The following is a 16,741-nucleotide window of genomic DNA, read 5'->3' as shown; positions in this document are numbered from 1 at the left end:
GAGGATTAAGCAATGCAAGTTATTCTACTTGATAAAATCGGTAACCTAGGTGGTCTTGGCGACACAGTAAACGTTAAATCTGGCTACGCTCGTAACTTCCTTATCCCTCAAGGTAAAGCAGTTATGGCGACTAAAGGCAACGTTGAAATGTTCGAAGCTCGTCGCGCTGAACTAGAAGCTAAAGTTGCTGAGCAACTAGCTGCTGCTGAAGCACGTGCTGAGAAAGTTAACGCTCTAGAAGCAGTTGTTCTTGCTTCTAAAGCTGGTGACGAAGGCAAACTATTCGGTTCTATCGGTACTCGTGACATCGCTGAAGCTATCACAGCTGCAGGCGTTGAAGTTGCTAAGAGCGAAGTTCGCCTTCCTGAAGGTGCTCTACGTAACACTGGTGAGTTCGAGATCAGCGTTCAACTTCACTCTGAAGTTTTCGCTACAATCAACCTACAAGTTGTTGCTGCTGAGTAATTCAGTACCAAGCGAAATAGTAAAAAGCACCTCCTCGGAGGTGCTTTTTTTATGTCTGAATATTATGAAAAGCGGGAGTTAGAAGGCAAACAAAAGGTTGACGGAAAACACACTATCCGCCTTGCTCAAGCCTTCTGGCACTTTATCGTGATATTGACGAGAGTGCGCTAATTTAAGAGCAATGTCTTCGGTAATGTCATTGGTAACACTCAGATCACTATCAACACGAGTGTTGCTTTTACCAGCTACCAAAGTGACATCGGCAGAGAGACTTAAGTTATCTAAAGCTTGCCATGTGGTGTTGATATTACCACGTACGATACCTTCCTGAACGATGTCTGGAAAGATGATGTCATCGTCATCTATTTCATCTAAGTTTGGTTCCTGGTAACGAAAACCAGGACCGATCTCCGCTTCCAAAATAAACTTTTCTGTATATGCGAACTGGTAACCCAGACCGCCAGAAAGGGTGTAATCTTTAAAGTAAGCACTGTAGCGTGAATCAACCCCTTTAAAGCTGCCGTACAAGTAGGTTTTTGGGCCTAACTTATAGTCGCTTTGCGCGCTGTAGGTGGAAGAGCGCTTGTCTTCCTCCCCATCTTTATAAAGGTTGTAGTACTTCCATTCGCCGCTAGAACGGTGGCGACCAGAAGTGTATTCAGCACTCAGACGAGCATTCAGGGAACGAGAGTCCGTGTTACCTGTGTGAGCTTGATAGCCGAACTCGACCTCAGTTTGTAGAGGATCGGGCACTTCAATTTCTTGCTCTGGCTGTACTGATTCTTCAGCGTACGATGCTCCCGTGCAAAGTAAGCTAAAGCCAAGTAACCAGTATCGGGACACAAATACCTCGAACGTAATAAAAAAGGAGGGGCATGATACTGATACAGATGTTTTATTCGGTCAATGATAGGTTAATTTTTATTAGACCTAAGCTGAAGAACCTTATCATCAGGCCTGCTTTGCGCATTGAACTTTTCTAACTGTCTGTTTCAGCGTGATTGGGAGAGATTCTACCGCAATTGCGTAATTTCGCACCATAAAAAGCGCTTTCACAGTCAATTGCTTGTTGAATTCTTAACAAGTAATTGTCGCTTCAGGGAAGCATATTGGCTAGGTTTAAGGTTATAATCTTGGGTCATTAGTAGTTATCGAGCAAAGTCATGGCGGAAAACAGAAATCGCAAACCTTCAGACAGTCAGGTCGACGCAATCAAAGTGCCACCTCACTCGCTAGAAGCCGAGCAATCAGTAATTGGTGGTCTCTTACTGGACAATGAACGTTGGGACACGGTCGCCGAGCGTGTTGTGAGCAGTGATTTCTATAGCCGTCCTCACCGTCTAATCTTCGAAGGCGTAAAAACCATTCTTGAACAGGGTAAGCCTCTCGACTTGATTACCCTGTCGGAGCACCTAGAGCGTCACGAACAATTGGAAGACGTGGGTGGCTTTGCGTACCTTGCGGATCTTGCGAAAAACACACCAAGTGCAGCGAACATCAACGCTTACGCGGACATCGTAGCGGAGCGTGCAATTGTGCGCGGCCTGATCGGTGTAGCAAATGAAATTGCAGACGCTGGTTATGATCCTCAAGGTCGAAGCTCAGAAGACTTAATTGATATGGCGGAGAGTAAAGTTTTCGCCATTGCAGAATCTCGTACTAGCGAAAACGAAGGCCCACAAAACGTCGATAACATTCTCGAAAAAACGCTAGAGCGTATCGAGATGCTATACAAAACACCTCAAGATGGTGTGACGGGTGTAAACACTGGCTTCAACGACCTCAACAAAAAAACGGCGGGTCTACAAGGTTCTGATTTGGTTATCGTTGCGGCACGTCCATCGATGGGTAAAACCACTTTTGCGATGAACTTGTGTGAAAACGCGGCGATGGACCAAGACAAGCCGGTACTTATCTTCTCGCTAGAGATGCCTGCCGAACAGTTGATGATGCGTATGCTTGCGTCCCTATCTCGCGTTGACCAAACCAAGATCCGTACAGGTCAGCTTGATGATGAAGATTGGGCACGTATTTCTTCTACCATGGGTATCCTAATGCAGAAGAAAAACATGTACATCGATGACAGCTCTGGCCTTACACCAACAGAAGTACGTTCCCGTGCTCGTCGTGTGGCGCGTGAACACGGTGGTCTTTCGATGATCATGGTCGACTACCTTCAGTTAATGCGTGTTCCTGCTCTCTCTGATAACCGTACCTTGGAAATCGCGGAAATCTCGCGCTCACTTAAAGCGTTGGCGAAAGAGTTGAATGTGCCAGTCGTTGCGCTATCACAGCTAAACCGTTCCCTAGAGCAACGTGCCGATAAGCGCCCAGTTAACTCGGACTTGCGTGAATCGGGCTCTATCGAGCAGGATGCCGACTTGATCATGTTTATTTACCGTGACGAGGTTTACAACCCAGATAGCCCATACAAAGGCACGGCAGAAATTATTCTTGGTAAGCAACGTAACGGCCCTATCGGTTCGGTTCGCTTAACCTTCCAAGGTCAACACTCGCGTTTCGATAACTACGCGGGCCCTGCATTTGATATCGATGATGAGTAATGCAATGAGCTACATGAAAGCTGCGATGGCATGTATTGACTTGTCAGCACTGCAGCACAATTTACAACGCGTAAAAGAACAGGCGCCAGACAGCAAAGTGATGGCGGTGGTGAAGGCAAATGGCTACGGTCATGGTCTGCGCCATGTGGCAAAACACGCGACGCATGCGGATGCCTTTGGCGTAGCTCGCATTGAAGAAGCGCTTCAGCTACGCGCGTGTGGTGTGGTGAAGCCGATTCTATTACTAGAAGGTTTTTACTCACCTGGCGACTTACCTGTATTGGTGACCAATAACATTCAAACGGTTGTCCACTGTGAAGAGCAGTTGGTGGCATTAGAACAAGCAGAGCTTGAAACGCCAGTTGTGGTTTGGCTCAAAATCGATAGTGGTATGCATCGTCTTGGTGTACGTCCAGAGCAATACAATGAATTCATCACACGCCTGAAAGAGTGTCCAAATGTGGCGAAACCGCTGCGTTACATGAGCCACTTTGGTTGCGCTGATGAACTGGATAACAGCATCACGACAGAGCAAATCGACTTGTTTATGTCGCTTACCGCTGGCTGTCAGGGCGAGCGTTCTTTGGCGGCGTCAGCAGGCTTGCTTGCTTGGCCACAAAGTCAGTTAGATTGGGTTCGTCCGGGTATCATTATGTACGGCGTGTCTCCATTCAACGATAAAACCGCGCAAGATATGGGTTACAAACCTGTTATGACACTGAAGTCGCACTTGATCGCAGTACGTGAAGTGAAAAAAGGCGAAAGTGTCGGTTACGGCGGCATGTGGACCAGCGAGCGTGATACCAAAGTCGGCGTGATTGCGGTGGGTTACGGTGATGGCTACCCACGTACAGCGCCAAATGGTACGCCTGTTCTGGTTAATGGACGCAAAGTACCAATTGCAGGCCGTGTTTCTATGGATATGCTGACGGTCGATTTAGGGCCAGATGCGACTGATAAAGTAAGCGATGAAGCGATTCTATGGGGCAAGGACTTACCGGTAGAAGAGGTAGCAAGCCACATAGGCACCATTGCTTATGAGTTGGTGACTAAACTGACTTCTCGTGTCGAAATGGAATATTCGAAGTAACCCATGAAGAAAAGATTATTCTCAGTGCTGGCATTTTCTGCCAGCCTTTTTTTATCTCCACAGATAGTCGCGAAAGAGAAAGACTCAGCATTTGTTCCGTTCTATTTCAGTACTGAAACGCTCGGAAGTACAGTAGGCCTTGCTGGCGTTGCAAAAGGAGTAGGGCAACCGCAAGCTGCCTTGTTTGGTATGGGCCTGTATTCAGAGAAGGACAGCTACGTCGGTTTTCTTTCGGCCTTCAACTACGCTTTGTCTTCAAACCTTTTGTTTAGCACGCAGATGTATCAAGCGCGCTTTAACGACAACCCTTATTACTTAGGTGAACAAGGTTCGAATAGCTCTTCAACGGAAGATAAAACGGTAACCAATGGCGACGAAGAGAACTACAAACTGGAGTTCAAGTACCTGCTTCCTTGGGGCAATGTTCGTGAACACGGACTGATTGGTGCATTCCAACCAGTGAGAGATGTGAGCTTTGCTTCTCCGGTCGATTCTGGTGTGAGCTCAATTATCTTCACGCCGTTTTATTCTTCTCGTGAGTTAGATTTCTACAATGATAAGAAAGAAGAAGCGACAGGGTTCAGCCTGACATTTGACTGGGACAACCGCGACAGTGTGCGTAACACGACACGAGGCTCTCATACGTCGTTTGATTTAACCACGGGTGCAGAGAGCCTACAGTCGGAAGACTTATGGCTGAAGTGGGAATTTCAAAATAGTCAGTATTACTCGTTAGGTCCGTTGGGCGATTGGTTTGATCAGCAAGTGCTGGCGTTTGATTTCTATACTGCAGATACGCCGACATGGAATAAATGCGATGGCGCAGTATGTGCTCGTCCACCAGAGCAAGAGCAAGCTCGCTTGGGTGGCTTGTATCGTCTACGTGGTTATACCGCGGGTCGCTACCACGGCCGCAGTGCGATTCACTATTCTGCAGAATATCGGGTACTACCAGACTGGCAGCCGCTTGATGATATCCCTCTCATCAACTACTACGATCTGCCGTGGTGGCAATGGGTCGCGTTTGCTGAAGTGGGGCGAGTCGCGGACGATTATGATTTAAAAACACTGCATGAAGACATGAAGTGGAACGTCGGCGGTGCGGTGCGCTTCCAAGTCGAAGGGATTGTGGTTCGTGCTGAAATGGCCAAAGGTGCCGATGAAGGCACTTTCCGAGTCATGATCAACCAACCGTTCTAAATCGATATAAAAACAAAGGCTAACCTTGTGAGTTAGCCTTTGTTTTATCTGAACTATTCACCGTTGATGGTGGCAATAATACGACGACTGCCACCGTAATCTCGGTGTTCACCTAAGTAAATACCCTGCCATGTTCCTAAAGCTAACTGACCGTTTTGGATAGGAATTGTCACACTGCTGCCAAGTAGAGAGGCTTTAATATGTGCGGGCATATCATCATCGCCTTCATAAGTATGTTGGTAATATGGTGCACGCTCAGGCACAAACTTATTGAAGTGGGCTTCCATATCCATACGTACTGTTGGGTCTGCGTTTTCATTTAAGGTCAGGCTAGCGGACGTATGTTGAATAAACAAATGTAACAAACCTACTGAAAGCGATTGGATTTGTGGTAATTGTTGTTCAATTTCATCAGTGATTAGATGAAAGCCTCGGCTACGCGCTTTTAATTGTAGAGTTTTTTGTGCCCACATATGCGTTCCTTTGGAAAAATTTGGTTTGGCGTCTATCCTAATCCAGTTAGAGCCTGTCATTACGAAATGATATGATTCCCAACATCATAAATGAATTGTTTAAATTCGAAACAGGGAACGTGACCTAACTCAATGCGAGTGAAAGGGCACTCAGTCATAATTGGCGACTGAAAAAAAATTACAAAGACTTGTTTTGTGGCAATTTGCCCAAACATCTCATTTATATTCTATTTGCTTAATCGGGGATTCCGCAGTTTTCGCTAGACTGTCAGGAATGGAACCTACTGTAACATCGGGATAAAGACCATGTTGAAAAATATCAATCCAACGCAAACACAAGCTTGGAAAGCGCTAACTGCGCATTTCGAATCTGCACAAGATATGGATCTGAAAGAGCTATTTGCTCAAGACGCAGCGCGTTTCGACAAATACTCTGCACGCTTCGGCTCAGACATCCTAGTCGATTACTCAAAGAACCTAATCAACGAGGAAACTCTGAAGCACCTTTTCGCTCTTGCGAACGAGACTGAGCTTAAGTCAGCAATTGAAGCGATGTTCAGTGGTGAAGCGATCAACAAAACAGAAGATCGCGCTGTTCTTCACACTGCACTGCGTAACCGTTCTAACAAACCTGTAATGGTTGGCGGCGAAGACGTAATGCCTGCGGTAAACGCAGTTCTTGAGAAAATTAAATCATTCACTGAGCGCGTAATTGGCGGTGAGTGGAAAGGTTACACAGGTAAAGCAATCACAGACATCGTAAACATCGGTATCGGCGGTTCTGACCTTGGTCCTTACATGGTGACTGAAGCACTAGCACCATACAAAAACCACCTAAACCTACACTTCGTTTCTAACGTTGATGGTACTCACATCGTTGAAACTTTGAAGAAAGTAGACCCAGAGACAACGCTATTCTTGATCGCGTCTAAGACGTTCACGACTCAAGAAACTATGACAAACGCGCACTCTGCACGTGATTGGTTCCTAGCAACTGCTGGCGATCAAGCACACGTTGCTAAGCACTTCGCAGCGCTTTCTACTAACGCTCCTGCGGTATCTGAGTTTGGTATCGACACAGACAACATGTTTGAGTTCTGGGACTGGGTTGGTGGTCGTTACTCACTATGGTCTGCAATCGGTCTTTCAATTGCACTGGCTGTAGGTTACGACAACTTCATTGAGCTTCTAGACGGTGCTCACGAGATGGATAACCACTTCGTGTCGACAGATCTAGAAAGCAACATCCCAGTGATTCTTGCTCTGATCGGTATTTGGTACAACAACTTCCACGGCGCTGAGTCTGAAGCAATCCTACCTTACGATCAGTACATGCACCGCTTCGCGGCGTACTTCCAGCAAGGTAACATGGAATCTAACGGTAAGTACGTAGACCGTGAAGGTAACGCAGTGACTTACCAAACGGGTCCTATCATCTGGGGTGAGCCAGGTACTAACGGTCAGCACGCGTTTTACCAGCTGATTCACCAAGGCACTAAGCTGATCCCATGTGACTTCATTGCACCAGCAATCAGCCACAACCCAGCAAGCGACCACCACCAAAAACTGATGTCTAACTTCTTTGCACAAACAGAAGCACTGGCATTTGGTAAGTCTGCAGAAACTGTGAAAGCAGAATTTGCGAAAGCAGGTAAGAGCGAAGAAGAAATGGCGTCTCTAGTACCATTCAAAGTATTTGAAGGTAATCGCCCAACGAACTCTATCCTAGTTAAGCAAATCACACCTCGCACGCTAGGTAACCTGATCGCAATGTACGAGCACAAAATCTTCGTTCAAGGCGTTATCTGGAACATCTTCAGCTTCGACCAATGGGGTGTTGAGCTAGGCAAACAACTAGCGAACCAAATCCTACCTGAGCTAGCTGACGGTTCTGAGATTAGTTCACACGACAGCTCGACAAACGGTCTAATCAATGCATTTAAAGCGTTCAAGGCTTAATGTTTGAATAGAAAAACAAAAGGTCAGCAAATGCTGACCTTTTTTATTGCCTGAGGCAGAAACAAAAATAGGTTGGTACTGACCAACCTATTTCTTCTCGATTATTCGAAGCAAATCTCGATGAAGGCATTTCCCCACTGTGAAGAGAAAGGCATGATGATGATTGAACCTTCACACTTGTGGCGAATGGTATGACCTCGACCTGATACCACAACCGGTGTTGCCATATCAAAATCAAACCCACTTTCCGCTAGAATGCGCTTCGCTCCGCCTGTCACCATATTCGTGATTTCGCCCACCATGTCAGTCACTTCTTCGTTCAGTCCATTTGGACGTTCACCAAGCATGTTCTGCATGATTTCAAGTGCTAACGCTTCGTCAAAGGTAATCGACATAGAGCCACGAGTTTGTGGGCCAACCATGCCAATAAGGCCAGAAACGTCACCTCGTGCGATCTCATCTTTCTTGATTCGCGGTTTTTGTGGCTTCAATTCAAGCGAAGCCATGGTTTTTAGCACATTCATTAAAGAAGCCAAAAACGGGTTTACAAATTCAGCGCGCATAACGTTCTTCTATCTTTCTTATTTCGTCTCCGAGGAACATGCCTGGCACTCGCCATGGGTTTCGATAACGTGATTCGTCAGTTTGAATCCATGTTTCTCGGCGTTATTGGCTAACAAGGATATCAGCGTCTCGTCTTCAAGTTCAACGACATCGCCACATTTATCGCAAATTAGCAGTTGGAAAAAGTGCTGTTGAGTGTTGAACGAACAGCAAGTGATAAAGCTGTTGTTTGATTCCACTCGATGAATAAAGCCTTGTTCTAGAAGAAAATCTAATGCTCGGTATACCGTCGGTGGTTTAGCCTGTGGCTCACTCTCTTTCAGTTGCTCCAATAGCTCATACGCACTAGAGGCGCGGCGATTAGAACAAATGAGCTCAAAAACGCGTCGGCGTTGCGGCGTCAATCTTACTCCGCGCTCTGCGCAGATATGTTCAATTTGTTCAAGGATTGTTGGGTCCAAATCTTTCACCATAACTATCGGACGTGCTTTATGATAAACCATTTCTATACGAACTTCGTTTAGAAAGACTTCATTTTACCCACTATCAGACCGAAAATCATGAATTAAAGCAAGCAGGTGTATATCAGACAGAGTAACCGATATCACAGAACGAGATCCCAATGCCGAAATACACCAGTTGGGAAGTAAGCTCACAACACTCGCATCCACTGCACAGTGGGTATACAATACCCGACTTCATTTTTTGAGCGCACCGTCGCGCTCTATCTTGGCAACGTAAAAACGGGTGTTTATATCATGACTCATTCTTGCAGGCTCTCTGTAGCACCAATGTTGGATTGGACGGATCGTCATTGTCGCTACTTCCATCGCTTAATGACCAAAGAAACCCTGTTGTACACCGAAATGGTGACTACAGGCGCGATCATTCATGGAAAAGGGGATTTCCTGGCTTATAACGAAGAAGAGCATCCGTTAGCCCTTCAGCTTGGTGGTTCTAACCCAGCAGATTTGGCAACGTGTGCCAAGCTAGCACAGGAGCGCGGCTACGATGAGATTAACCTAAACGTGGGTTGTCCGTCGGATCGTGTTCAAAATGGTCGCTTCGGTGCATGTTTAATGGCAGAGCCTCAATTGGTCGCAGACTGCGTAGCGGCGATGAAAGACGTGGTAGACGTGCCTGTTACTGTGAAAACACGTATCGGCATCGATGACCAAGACTCTTATGAGTTCCTAACCGATTTCGTATCTATTGTTTCTGAGAAGGGTGGCTGTGAGCAGTTCACTATCCACGCACGTAAAGCATGGTTAAGTGGTCTAAGCCCTAAAGAGAACCGTGAGATCCCACCATTGGATTACCCACGCGCTTACCAACTGAAGAAAGATTTCTCACACTTAACGATTGCGATTAACGGTGGTGTGAAATCATTAGAAGAAGCGAAAGAGCATCTACAATACCTAGATGGTGTGATGATCGGTCGAGAAGCGTACCAAAGCCCTTATTTGTTGGCATCTGTTGACCAAGAACTATTTGGTTCAAACACGCCAGTGAAAAAGCGCAGCGAAATTGTTGAAGAGATGTACCCGTACATTGAAGCGCAATTGGCAAAAGGGGCTTACCTAGGTCACATCACACGCCACATGCTGGGTCTGTTCCAAAGCATGCCGGGTGCTCGTCAATGGCGTCGTCACATCAGTGAAAACGCGCACAAACCGGGTTCTGGCCTAGAAGTGCTGCAAGACGCACTAGCGAAGATCCCAAAAGAATTGAATGTGTAAATTTCACCAGTGGTTGGTGAAAATGACCAACTGACAAGTGATAAAGCCAGAGTGTGGAAATGCCTCTGGCTTTATTTTTGTCTAAATATCATTGGTTTATGCTGTTTTTTGTAAGTTGGTATGGAACCTGCTCTAGTAAAACTAAAACAAAGGAGAAGTGATTATGTTGGAGCTGATCTTTATTTTAGTTTTCACAGCAACCCTGTTGGTAACCGGTATTACCATGGTGACCGTATTTGCCGCGACAGGTATCGCATTGGTTGTGATGTTCTTGTTGGGTATGGTGGGCGCAGTATTAAAACTATTGCCTTGGTTGATAGTCATTGCATTAGGTATATGGTTTTTTAAAAACTTCGTCGCTCAGCCTCGTTATAAGTAACGGATTGTAGAGATTTAGTTGATGGCGGGCTGTGAGAGTATGTTAGTATTTCTCACATGCCCCTTAATGTTGAAATCAGCTATCTCGGAGTAAAAATTACATGACATATAAAGCGACCATCGCTTTAGCGACACTATCGTTGGCAGCGTCTAACCCTTGTTTTGCAGAGCAAGAGTCTTCTTTCACTACCAAGGTCGGTGCGGAAGTTTGGGTAGCGGATACCAAAGTGAATGAAGTAAGAAGAGATAGCGACACAACGGGTTCTTATTATGCTGCGATAGAGCATGACGTAAAGTACGTTCCCAATGCGCGCCTTCGTTACTCAAGTGTTGATGCGGATTACATGGGTTTCGACAAACTTGATCTCACTCTTTACTACCAAATTCTTGAACACGACTTGATGCATTTTGATGCGGGTCTGACCTTTAGTAATTTGAGCGATACAAAATACGTAGACGCAGGCACTAATGCTCGCACTGAAGACTTTGATGAGCTGATTTGGGCTTGGTACGGCTATGCAGAAATCACAGTGCCAAACACAAACTTTGATGTGATTGGTGAAATGAACTTCGGCGATAACAAAGGCATTAAGAGTACCGACCTAATGGCTGGTGTTCAGTACCGAATTCCTTTCCAAGAGTCTGAGTTAACATTCCGTGGTGGCTACCGTGTGATTGATTTAGAGTCTGAAGAATTCTTGTCGAACCTAGGTAAAGAGTTCATTTTTGCAGACGGCTTCTTTGTTGGTGCTCAGTTTTCTTTCTAAGTACGCTGCATTCATTCCTTTAAAACGTCGCTTTATAAGCGGCGTTTTTTTATATCACTTCATTATATTAAATCGAATTTCTCGCCCAAGTTTCAGTCTTCGACCATGCTTATTGAGAGCAATGTAGAAAAGTTGGAGCAGGGATTGCGATGACAATAAATGAATTACGACATCTATTTCGTGACAACCAGCTAGTAGAAGCCATCATCGAGCCTTCAATTCAAGAGGGAGGATGGGTTGTTGAGTTTCGCCATGCCCGTGGAGGGTTTGTTTGTCTCACAGACAGTCATGGGGAAGAGTGCCTATATGATGACCTCGATACGGCATCAAAATCCGCGTTGGCGGTTGGCTTTCAACAAGTTCGTATTGAGGATCGCTGAGCACTAGGTCCAGCGTTCTTACTTCCAAAAAGTTATAAAACATTCTCTTCTATTCTTTCTTGTTATTAGAGAGAGTGGTTAATCTATCGTCACGCAATGAATAGGGATGTCGTGACAATGTCTTTTCAACAGAATGAATATTCTCACAAGAAAGTGTCGGAAGATAATAATGGGCAGGGTGGTAATCCACCAATCGCAAGCCCACTAAATGACCAGCAATTTAACTCACTCCAGCAAACTGTCTCAGAGTTGTCTTCACAGCAACTGGCATGGGTCAGCGGTTACTTCTGGGGACTCGCTCAAAACCAACCAAGCGCGGCGGCTGCAACACCAATCGCACAAGCGGCTGCTGCAGTAGCTGCAAAGCCAGCAGGCAAACTGAGCATCATTTTTGCTTCTCAAACCGGTAACGCGAAAGGCGTTGCTGAAGCACTAGAGCAAGAAGCTAAAGCTGAAGGTATTGCTGTAGAGCTGTTTGATGCCAGCGATTACAAAGGAAAGAACCTTGCGAAAGAGACCCACGTGATCATTGTGGCGTCGACCAACGGTGAAGGTGAAGCGCCGGATAATGCTATTGAACTGCATGAGTTCCTTCAATCTAAGAAAGCACCAAAGTTACCAAACCTGCAATACGCCGTGATTGCGCTGGGTGATTCTAGTTACGAGTTCTTCTGCCAAACGGGCAAAGACTTTGATAGTTACTTGTCTAAGTTAGGCGCAACAGCCTTCATCGATCGCATTGATTGTGATGTGGATTATGAAGCGCCGGCGGCAGAATGGCGTAAGCAAGCGCTTGAACAAGTAAAAGAAGCCCTTTCTTCAGGTAATGAAGCAGAAGTCGTTCAACTACCTGTTGGTCAAGCCGCTCCAGGACATTCTGCTTATAACAAGCAAAACCCATATACCGCAACATTACTGACTAGCCAGAAAATCACGGGCCGTGATTCAGGTAAAGACGTTCGCCATGTAGAGATTGATCTTGAAGAGTCGGGTTTGACCTATCAGCCAGGTGATGCGCTAGGTGTTTGGTTCGACAATAGTTCAGAATTAGCCAACGCTATCTTAGCTAAGGCTGGTCTCTCTGGTGTAGAAAGTGTTGAAGTGGATGGCGAAAGCCTTTCTATTCACAGTGCATTGGTTAGCAAGTACGAAATCACCGCATCAAACCCTCAGTTTGTCACCAAATTCGCAGAGCTATCTGGTAGCAAGAAACTACAAAAGCTAGTGGAAGATAAAGACAAACTTCGTGAGTACGCAGCAAATACCCAAGTGGTAGATGTACTTGCAGAGAAGAAGACCAAATTAAGTGCAGAAGAATTAGTTGGTTTACTTCGTCGATTGACGCCTCGTCTATATTCTATCGCTTCGAGTCAAACGGAAGTCGATGAAGAAGTTCATCTAACCGTAGGCTTGGTTGAATACGACAAAGGTGATGAAAAGCGCTATGGCGGAGCATCAAGTTTCCTCTCTCAACGTCTAGAAGAAGGCGGTGAAGTGAAGGTGTTTGTTGAGCACAACAATAACTTCAAACTGCCACAAGATGACAACACTCCAATCATCATGGTTGGTCCTGGTACCGGTATTGCGCCTTTCCGCAGCTTTATTCAGGAGCGTGATAACCGTGACGCGGAAGGCAAGAACTGGTTGTTCTTTGGTGACCGTACCTTTACTCAAGATTTCCTTTACCAAGTGGAATGGCAGAAGTACCTCAAGTCAGGTTTGCTGACTCGCCTTGATGTTGCGTTTAGCCGTGACCAAGCAGAGAAGGTTTATGTTCAACATCGCATCCTAGAAAACGCTGAACAAGTTTGGCAATGGATTCAAGATGGTGCCTACATCTATGTATGTGGTGATGCCACTCGTATGGCAAAAGATGTTCACGATGCTCTGGTATTTGTAGCCGAGCAACAAGGCAAGCTATCTCGTGAAGAAGCCGAAGCATTTATCAACGATCTACGTAAAGCGAAACGTTACCAAAGGGATGTGTACTAATGAGCGCGAATCAACAATCAAACAGCCAAGAAGTATTAGGTGAGGTGCTTGGTCCACTCTCGGATAACGAGCGCCTTAAAAGAGAAAGTAATTTACTGCGTGGAACGATTGAACAAGATCTGCAAGACCGCATTACTGGTGGCTTTACTGCAGACAACTTCCAATTGATTCGTTTTCACGGAATGTACCAGCAAGATGACCGCGATATCCGTAACGAGCGTGCTAAACAAAAGTTGGAGCCGCTGCACAATGTCATGCTTCGTGCGCGTATGCCGGGTGGCATCATTACGCCAAAGCAATGGCTAGCGATCGACAAGTTTGCAACTGAGCATTCTCTATATGGAAGTATTCGTCTTACTACTCGTCAAACGTTCCAGTTCCATGGCGTGCTAAAACCAAATATCAAGTTAATGCACCAAACGCTCAACAGCATTGGTATTGATTCGATTGCAACTGCGGGTGATGTTAACCGTAACGTGTTGTGTACCACTAATCCAGTGGAGTCGGAGCTACACCAAGAAGCTTACGAATGGGCGAAGAAGATCAGTGAGCATCTACTACCGAAGACACGCGCTTATGCAGAGATTTGGTTGGACGGTGAAAAAGTAGAAAGCACGGAAGAAGACGAACCGATTCTAGGTAAGAACTACTTACCACGTAAGTTTAAAACCACAGTGGTTATCCCACCGCAAAATGACGTAGACGTACACGCTAACGATCTTAACTTCGTAGCGATTGCAGATAACGGCAAGTTGGTTGGTTTTAACGTACTTGTTGGTGGCGGTCTAGCGATGACGCATGGCGATACGTCAACCTACCCACGTAGAGCGGATGACTTTGGTTTTATTCCATTGGAGAAAACACTTGATGTTGCTGCTGCTGTAGTAACAACTCAACGTGATTGGGGTAACCGTTCAAATCGTAAGAATGCAAAAACCAAATACACATTAGATCGTGTTGGTAGTGATGTGTTTAAAGCGGAAGTAGAAAAACGTGCCGGTGTTAAGTTTGAGCAAAGCCGTCCTTACGAATTCACAGAACGTGGTGACCGTATCGGTTGGGTTGAAGGGATAGATGGTAAGCACCACCTAGCACTCTTCATCGAAAACGGCCGTCTATTAGATTTCCCGGGTAAACCACTTAAGACAGGCGTTGCTGAAATTGCCAAAATCCACAAAGGCGATTTCCGTATGACAGCAAACCAAAACCTGATTGTTGCTGGTGTACCAAAAAGCCAAAAAGCGAAGATCGAGAAGATTGCTCGTGAACATGGCTTAATGGATGACGGCGTAAGTGAACAGCGTAAGAACTCGATGGCGTGTGTGGCGTTCCCAACGTGTCCATTAGCAATGGCAGAAGCAGAGCGCTACCTTCCTCAGTTCGTAACCGATGTAGAAGGTATTCTAGAAAAGCATGGTATCCCTGAGGAAGACAATATCATTCTGCGAGTAACAGGGTGTCCAAATGGTTGTGGTCGAGCAATGCTGGCAGAAATCGGCTTAGTTGGTAAAGCACCAGGTCGATACAACTTACACCTAGGTGGTAACCGCGGTGGTACTCGAGTACCGAAGATGTATAAAGAGAACATTACGGATAAGCAAATCTTAGAAGAGATTGATCAGCTGGTGGCTCGTTGGGCTGCTGAACGTGAAGAAGGCGAAGCATTTGGTGACTTCACAATTCGAGCTGGCATTATCCAAGAAGTGTTCGTATCAAAGAGGGACTTCCATGCTTGATTCTGTAGCGTCCAAACCGGAGCTAGCAGAGTTACTGACATTAACAAAGACGGAGCAAATCCTCCGTCTTGCTCAAATCAATGTCGAGCTCGAACAGCTTTCGGCACAAGAGAGAGTAAAGTGGGCATTGGAGAACTTAGAAGGGGAGTTCGCAGTCTCTTCCAGTTTCGGTATCCAAGCCGCAGTGATGCTACATCTTGTGACACAACACAAGCCGGACATTCCAATTATCCTAACGGACACCGGTTATCTATTTGCAGAGACTTATCAATTTATCGACCAGCTGAAAGCGCAACTGAACCTCAACCTTAAAGTGTACCGAGCAAAAGAAAGTGCCAATTGGCAAGAAGCACGCTATGGAAAACTTTGGGAACAAGGTATAGAGGGAATTGAAAAGTACAACAAGATAAACAAAGTCGAGCCAATGCGACGAGCTCTACGTGAGCAAAACGTCGGTACTTGGTTTTCAGGTTTGCGTCGAGAGCAAAGTCAATCTCGTGCAGGTCTACCAATCTTGTCGATTCAAAATGGCGTATTTAAATTCTTACCAGTGATCGACTGGACTAATAAGGAAGTGCACTACTACCTAGAAGAGCATAGTTTGAGTTATCACCCTCTTTGGGAGCAAGGCTACTTATCAGTAGGAGATACCCATACCAGTAGAAAGTGGGAGCCGGGTATGTCAGAAGAAGAAACCCGTTTCTTTGGCTTAAAGCGTGAGTGTGGATTACATGAAGACGACGGTAATGAGCAGGATGGCTCAGGCATTTAGATGCTAATCTGGCGAAAGCCGTGTTCAGAGTAAATAAAGAAAGCTGCTGTAAAGCAGCTTTCTTTATTTATAGAGGAAGAAAAAGAGGGTGAAAAAGGATAACTCTGTGGATAAGTTGTTTGCTTTCTTGGGGTAAAGTTGGATAAATAAAGGTTTGATCGAAAACTCATCGTTTAACCATTATTTTTGCAATTTTTGCAAAATAACGCTTGCCAATGTGAGCGCGATCCCTATAATGCCTCCTTGTCGACAGGGCAGAGCTCACAAGGCTTAAAAGCAAAGTCGACAAGGTCAGAAAGAAAAAACGAAATAGTTAATTGCTTTTACTTTAAAAAATAAAATAAATAGCAAAAAGTGTTTGACACAGAAAATTATCTCGCTAGAATGGCCGCCTCTTCCGAAGTGATGTGAATCACAAAGAAGAGTAGCTCTTTAACAATATAGACCTATCAATCTGTGTGGGCACTCGTTGATGATAATCCAATTAGATACCTCGGTATCAAATTAGGTTTCAATGATACGAAGTGACCATTGAATCGAAAGATTCAGCACAGTCAATTCAAACATTACTTATGTAATGTTCAGTATTCATTGAGCCGACAAAATCTTAAATTGAAGAGTTTGATCATGGCTCAGATTGAACGCTGGCGGCAGGCCTAACA

Annotated in this window: 16 protein-coding genes; 12 read left to right on the top strand and 4 right to left on the bottom strand. The window is 45.5% G+C overall.

The genetic code is table 11. From position 1 onward, the window contains the following. The first annotated feature begins 12 nt into the window (after positions 1-12). The gene (rplI, locus tag GXP65_RS20635) at positions 13-465 is read left to right on the top strand and encodes a 50S ribosomal protein L9 (RefSeq protein WP_005451518.1); all 453 of its coding nucleotides are present in this window, start codon (positions 13-15) and stop codon (positions 463-465) included. 78 nt (positions 466-543) lie between these two features. Here rplI and GXP65_RS20630 read toward each other — a convergent pair whose 3' ends face one another. After that, positions 544-1,308 carry a DUF481 domain-containing protein gene (locus tag GXP65_RS20630; RefSeq protein WP_162093610.1) on the bottom strand — a complete coding sequence of 255 codons (765 nt, stop codon included), beginning with the start codon at positions 1,306-1,308 and terminating at the stop codon, positions 544-546. Positions 1,309-1,628: 320 nt separating this feature from the next. On the opposite strand from GXP65_RS20630, the gene GXP65_RS20625 reads away from it, so the two are divergent. The 3 genes from GXP65_RS20625 to GXP65_RS20615 are packed head-to-tail and all read left to right on the top strand — an operon-like array spanning position 1,629 to position 5,319. Next, positions 1,629-3,029 carry a replicative DNA helicase gene (locus GXP65_RS20625; RefSeq protein WP_020196769.1) on the top strand — a complete coding sequence of 467 codons (1,401 nt, stop codon included), beginning with the start codon at positions 1,629-1,631 and terminating at the stop codon, positions 3,027-3,029. A gap of 13 nt (positions 3,030-3,042) precedes the next feature. Next, positions 3,043-4,119, top strand: coding sequence for an alanine racemase (gene alr, locus GXP65_RS20620; protein ID WP_205455599.1), 1,077 nt, complete (start codon positions 3,043-3,045; stop codon positions 4,117-4,119). A gap of 3 nt (positions 4,120-4,122) precedes the next feature. Beyond that, a complete protein-coding gene (locus GXP65_RS20615; protein ID WP_162093608.1) occupies positions 4,123-5,319 on the top strand; it encodes a BamA/TamA family outer membrane protein in 1,197 nt (398 codons plus the stop codon). A 53-nt stretch (positions 5,320-5,372) separates the two neighbouring features. Here the strand turns inward: GXP65_RS20615 and GXP65_RS20610 are convergent, their stop codons facing one another. Further along, positions 5,373-5,792: a secondary thiamine-phosphate synthase enzyme YjbQ gene (locus GXP65_RS20610; RefSeq protein ID WP_021017969.1), complete on the bottom strand. Its 420-nt coding sequence runs from the start codon at positions 5,790-5,792 to the stop codon at positions 5,373-5,375. A 306-nt stretch (positions 5,793-6,098) separates the two neighbouring features. Between GXP65_RS20610 and pgi the strand changes: the two genes are divergently transcribed. Continuing rightward, entirely contained in the window at positions 6,099-7,751 is a 1,653-nt protein-coding gene (gene pgi / locus GXP65_RS20605; protein WP_162093607.1) for a glucose-6-phosphate isomerase, read from the top strand. A 101-nt stretch (positions 7,752-7,852) separates the two neighbouring features. Here pgi and GXP65_RS20600 read toward each other — a convergent pair whose 3' ends face one another. Beyond that, positions 7,853-8,314, bottom strand: coding sequence for a chemotaxis protein CheX (locus GXP65_RS20600; protein WP_005381269.1), 462 nt, complete (start codon positions 8,312-8,314; stop codon positions 7,853-7,855). An 18-nt stretch (positions 8,315-8,332) separates the two neighbouring features. Beyond that, positions 8,333-8,788, bottom strand: a complete 456-nt coding sequence (zur, locus tag GXP65_RS20595; protein ID WP_005536446.1) for a zinc uptake transcriptional repressor Zur — start codon at positions 8,786-8,788, stop codon at positions 8,333-8,335. A 285-nt stretch (positions 8,789-9,073) separates the two neighbouring features. Between zur and dusA the strand changes: the two genes are divergently transcribed. The 7 genes from dusA (at position 9,074) to GXP65_RS20560 (ending at position 16,079) form a co-directional block, all read left to right on the top strand. Then, positions 9,074-10,054, top strand: coding sequence for a tRNA dihydrouridine(20/20a) synthase DusA (gene dusA / locus GXP65_RS20590; protein ID WP_045369338.1), 981 nt, complete (start codon positions 9,074-9,076; stop codon positions 10,052-10,054). A gap of 163 nt (positions 10,055-10,217) precedes the next feature. Beyond that, on the top strand, positions 10,218-10,433 hold the full coding sequence (pspG, locus tag GXP65_RS20585; protein ID WP_005451528.1) for an envelope stress response protein PspG: 216 nt from the start codon (positions 10,218-10,220) through the stop codon (positions 10,431-10,433). Between the two features lie 100 nt (positions 10,434-10,533). Continuing rightward, positions 10,534-11,199, top strand: a complete 666-nt coding sequence (locus GXP65_RS20580; protein WP_005536440.1) for a TIGR04219 family outer membrane beta-barrel protein — start codon at positions 10,534-10,536, stop codon at positions 11,197-11,199. Between the two features lie 149 nt (positions 11,200-11,348). Then, positions 11,349-11,579: a hypothetical protein gene (locus GXP65_RS20575; RefSeq protein ID WP_005451530.1), complete on the top strand. Its 231-nt coding sequence runs from the start codon at positions 11,349-11,351 to the stop codon at positions 11,577-11,579. A gap of 117 nt (positions 11,580-11,696) precedes the next feature. Next, positions 11,697-13,571 carry an assimilatory sulfite reductase (NADPH) flavoprotein subunit gene (locus GXP65_RS20570; protein ID WP_103410481.1) on the top strand — a complete coding sequence of 625 codons (1,875 nt, stop codon included), beginning with the start codon at positions 11,697-11,699 and terminating at the stop codon, positions 13,569-13,571. After that, positions 13,571-15,307: an assimilatory sulfite reductase (NADPH) hemoprotein subunit gene (cysI, locus tag GXP65_RS20565; protein ID WP_051117702.1), complete on the top strand. Its 1,737-nt coding sequence runs from the start codon at positions 13,571-13,573 to the stop codon at positions 15,305-15,307. The genes GXP65_RS20570 and cysI overlap by 1 nt, the downstream gene beginning before the upstream one ends. Next, positions 15,300-16,079: a phosphoadenylyl-sulfate reductase gene (locus tag GXP65_RS20560; RefSeq protein ID WP_162093606.1), complete on the top strand. Its 780-nt coding sequence runs from the start codon at positions 15,300-15,302 to the stop codon at positions 16,077-16,079. Before cysI ends, GXP65_RS20560 begins: the two co-directional genes overlap by 8 nt. Positions 16,080-16,741: the final 662 nt, after the last annotated feature.

This window comes from Vibrio sp. LB10LO1 (assembly GCF_010092875.1).
GTDB lineage: Bacteria > Pseudomonadota > Gammaproteobacteria > Enterobacterales > Vibrionaceae > Vibrio > Vibrio campbellii.
The sequence above is the reverse complement of the archived record's forward strand: the minus strand, read 5'-3'. Positions and strand labels throughout refer to the sequence as shown.